This window comes from Kribbella turkmenica, from assembly GCF_004348725.1.
Taxonomy (GTDB): Bacteria; Actinomycetota; Actinomycetes; order Propionibacteriales; family Kribbellaceae; genus Kribbella; species Kribbella turkmenica.
The window spans coordinates 1-2,000 of record NZ_SMKR01000320.1 but is presented as its reverse complement, the minus strand read 5'-3'; the positions used below and the strand labels follow the sequence as shown (position 1 = coordinate 2,000).

Annotated in this window: 2 protein-coding genes; one reads left to right on the top strand and one right to left on the bottom strand. The window is 67.0% G+C overall.

Annotation, left to right across the window (positions count from 1 at the left end; translation table 11 throughout):
• Nucleotides 1-221 precede the first annotated feature (221 nt).
• On the top strand, nt 222-578 hold the full coding sequence (locus E1218_RS35570; protein ID WP_202866378.1) for a DUF3817 domain-containing protein: 357 nt from the start codon (nt 222-224) through the stop codon (nt 576-578).
• A 291-nt stretch (nt 579-869) separates the two neighbouring features.
• Here E1218_RS35570 and E1218_RS35565 read toward each other — a convergent pair whose 3' ends face one another.
• Entirely contained in the window at nt 870-1,826 is a 957-nt protein-coding gene (locus tag E1218_RS35565; RefSeq protein ID WP_132327420.1) for a ParB/RepB/Spo0J family partition protein, read from the bottom strand.
• Nucleotides 1,827-2,000 lie beyond the last annotated feature (174 nt).

The following is a 2,000-nucleotide window of genomic DNA, read 5'->3' as shown; positions in this document are numbered from 1 at the left end:
GTCGTACCCCCGCCTGCTCCCCCGACCGACCACGCCGGCCTCCGCAACGTCGCATATGCCTTCCAGTGGTGGATTTTCGCCGCCTTCACCCTCTGGATGTGGACCCGCATGGTTCAAGACGCCCGTCGCCCCGAACCGGACCCGGCGGACGACGGCAACCCCGCTCCCGGAGATCCTGACCGGACAGATGAGCCCGTGGAGCCAAGCGGTACCGTTTCAGCGTGACCTCACCAGCCGACCCCGCCACCTCCGCCACTTCGCAGCCGCCGCTCACGCCGGCCATCCGCGGCGCGCTCACCCGCTTCCGCGTGATCGCGTACATCGTCGGCGTGATGCTCCTGCTGCTGCTCTTCCTGGCGATGCCCCTGAAGTACCTGGCCGACAACCCGAGCGTCATGGACGTCATCGGCCCCGTGCACGGCTTCCTCTACGTGGTCTACCTCCTGGCCACCTTCGACCTCTTCCGCCGGGTCCGCTGGTCCTTCACCCGCCTGGTCCTCACCGCCCTGGCCGGCACTATCCCGTTCCTCTCGTTCTACGCCGAGCGCCGAGCGACCCACGACCTCACCCGGGGCTGACGCCGTTCCGTTTCACGTGAAACGGCGCCGCAAGTCGGTAAGTAGATTTGTCGACATAATGCCCTCAGCTGGAACGCTGAGGTTCCTCTGTGAGCGCGATTCTGAGCGCCCTCTCGCCGAGGCGGAAACATCGTCTCCAGGCCGTCGGGCTCCCAGCGGTGGCCAGTGCCCCGAACCTCCGGCTCCTCACAATCACGCTCACAGAGGACCGGCCCCGGCGGCTTCCCGGAGAGAGAACGGCCCCGAACCTGTGCAGGTTCGGGGCCGAGCGCTCTTTCCGGCGACGGTCGCTTACGGGTTCGGCTGGTTGGGATCCATCAGCGTGACGATTCGCTCGAGGTCGTCCAGCGACGCGAACTCGACGGTGATCTTGCCCTTGGTCTTCCCGAGATCGACCTTCACCCGGGTCTCGAAGCGATCGGAGAGACGATCGGCCAGGTCGACCAGGCGCGGCGCCACCGGCTTGTTTCGCCGTCGCTGGGTAGCGGGCGCGTCGTCGGAGTTCATGTCCCCGAGCGCGACGATCTCTTCGACTGTCCGGACTGACAGACCCTCGGCAACGATCCGCTGCGCGAGCCGCTCGATCGCGTCGCCGCTCGGCAGGCCGAGCAGCGCGCGAGCGTGGCCCGCCGACAGAACCCCGGCAGCTACCCGCCGCTGGACCGACGCCGGCAACTTCAGCAGCCGCAGCGTGTTGGAGATCTGCGGCCGCGACCGCCCGATCCGAGTGGCGAGGACCTCCTGCGTGCACCCGAAGTCGTCCAGCATCTGCTGATAGGCCGCCGCCTCTTCGAGCGGGTTCAACTGGCTCCGGTGGAGGTTCTCCAGCAGCGCGTCCCGCAGCATCACGTCGTCCGACGTGTCCCGGACGATCGCCGGAATCGTCGTCAGTCCGGCCTGCTGCGTCGCCCGCCACCGACGCTCCCCCATCACCAGCTCGTACTTGTCCTCCTCCAGCCGGCGAACCACGATCGGCTGCAGCAGCCCGATCTCCTTCACCGAGTGCACCAGCTCGTCCATCGCCTCCTCGTCGAAGACGGTCCGAGGCTGCTTCGGGTTCGGCGTGATCTTGTCGACCTCGATCTCCGCGAACGCTGCCCCGGGCACCGCGGCCAACTCCGGCTCCACCTTGGCGACCGGCGGTGCGCCGGGAATCGAACTGGACTTGCTGCCGAGCGTCGTACTGCTACCGGGAGCGGGCGTGCTGGGAATCAGCGCACCAAGTCCACGTCCGAGTCGGGTGTTCATCGCGCTCCTAGAGTTCGACACCAACAGATCACTTCCACAACCATCACAACACCAACCCCCACATCCACCGTTCTCCAGCACCCCACAGCCTGCCTGAGCAACCGTAACCGGTCTCCCCACCACATCCACCTTCGCCCACCCGATCACCCGCGACACGTTCGTTCCACGTGAAAC